Below are 1,605 nucleotides of genomic sequence, written 5' to 3' on the forward strand. Positions count from 1 at the left end.
CTCAAGTTTCGCAAGTGAATGAGCATACGCTCAAGCTGCATTAATATTGTATAGTACGTAGAATTTATGGAACTTCGGATTTTCCTCAACAATGGCAGAGAGCAGCTCCTCGGCGTCAGCCGAGACGATCTCTGCGATTTCAAGGACAACTTCCTTGACAAGTTCCCATATCCTGTCCACAACGGACATCTCGAGAGTACCGCCAATGGCTTCGTCGAAGAGTCCGCCAATGGTTTCGTAGGATTCAAAACGCTTCACCGCAGAGAGGATGTTGTACTGTATCATCGTCAGCGTGAAGCTGGCTATCTGTGCGGAGAAGTAGCGCGACTGGCATTTGCCCATGTTCAGCAAGGTCTTGCAATCGTGGTAGGCGACTTCAATCGACCATCTCATAGAGTACGTCCGGTAGGCCGTGAGGAACTTGAGCGAGAGGTCAGTGGTGAGCAGCCCATTCCAACTGCCCTTGCGACCGCGCTTGCAGAAGAACAGCCGGACGGTTGTGCCAGCATATTTCACGTCGATGGTGCAGTAGGTGCACCTGAGCGTCTGATTGTACTTGCAGGCTCCCTTCTTTTGGAGATGTTTGATGATCTGCGAAGCGTTCAGCCGACCGAACCTGGTTTCATAGGTCGTATTGCCCAGCTTGATCATGCCCAGGAGATGGCAAGGAATATGACGGCTGGTAATCAGACGGACGAACTTGGAGTTTGTGAACCAGCTGTCCATCAGCAAATAATCGAAGCGGTAGCCCTTGAGGATAGCCATCTTTACCATCTCGATAGCCTTGTCGGTCTTCTTCATGAAATACTCCTTACTGCGCTCCTCAGCAGCCTTGCCACTGTAGTCATTGCTCATCCGGGCGTCCCGTTCCTCTTTCGTCAATCCCTGCTTCTTGTCAGCGTTCTTGCCCTCTTCGCCATGGAGGGAGAAGTCGACGAACGACTGGCTGATGCCGTCGGTATACAACAGCGTGAGGCACTTGAAGCCGAGGATGCTCTTGTGCACTACATGAGAGTAGATGCGGCCGATGAGCTCGGTCTGCTTTCCACGCTTTGGCGCATCGGTATCATCCAGTATCAAGCACCGCGGCTTCTTGGAGCTGGCATTGCTAAGCTTCTCGATCTGGCGAAGCAGATGGCTGCTGATGCTCCAGAGTATCGTACGCCAGTTGACACTACCATCATTCATAAACCGATAGAACATGTCCTTCTCACAAGCAAATAGCTTCCCCAGGGCAGAGTTGGGGAACTTCGAGGCGTTCTTCACCGAGAAGAACGGGAACAGCATCAGCAACTGCAGAATCTGCCAGTTGCTCATCTTGCAGTTATCTTTCTTCACCGGACCAATTTGGCTCGGACGTATGTGTATGCGGTCCATGACGCTCATAATTGAGTCAATTGCCTTGTTATTTTCACTTTTAGAGAAGAAACTTCTCAGATCTGAAATTATTTTCGTACCTTTGCCCATGGCTTTGAGATTTATCACTTAGTTGTTTGGCGATTACTAAGTTACTAATTCTTAACGAATTGGGCAAATCTTAAAGCCTTTTTTATTGGCAATAATTGTTAAATTTTAAGTATAATCATCTACTTGCGAAACTTGAGT

At 48.8% G+C, this 1,605-nt stretch carries 1 protein-coding gene; it reads right to left on the reverse strand.

All coding sequences use genetic code 11. The annotated features are described in order from the left end of the window. Positions 1–30: 30 nt before the first annotated feature. Entirely contained in the window at positions 31–1,386 is a 1,356-nt protein-coding gene (locus tag NG346_RS14415; protein WP_262288910.1) for an IS4 family transposase, read from the reverse strand. Positions 1,387–1,605 lie beyond the last annotated feature (219 nt).

The organism is Hallella absiana, from assembly GCF_025457485.1.
GTDB classification, from domain to species: domain Bacteria; phylum Bacteroidota; class Bacteroidia; order Bacteroidales; family Bacteroidaceae; genus Prevotella; species Prevotella absiana.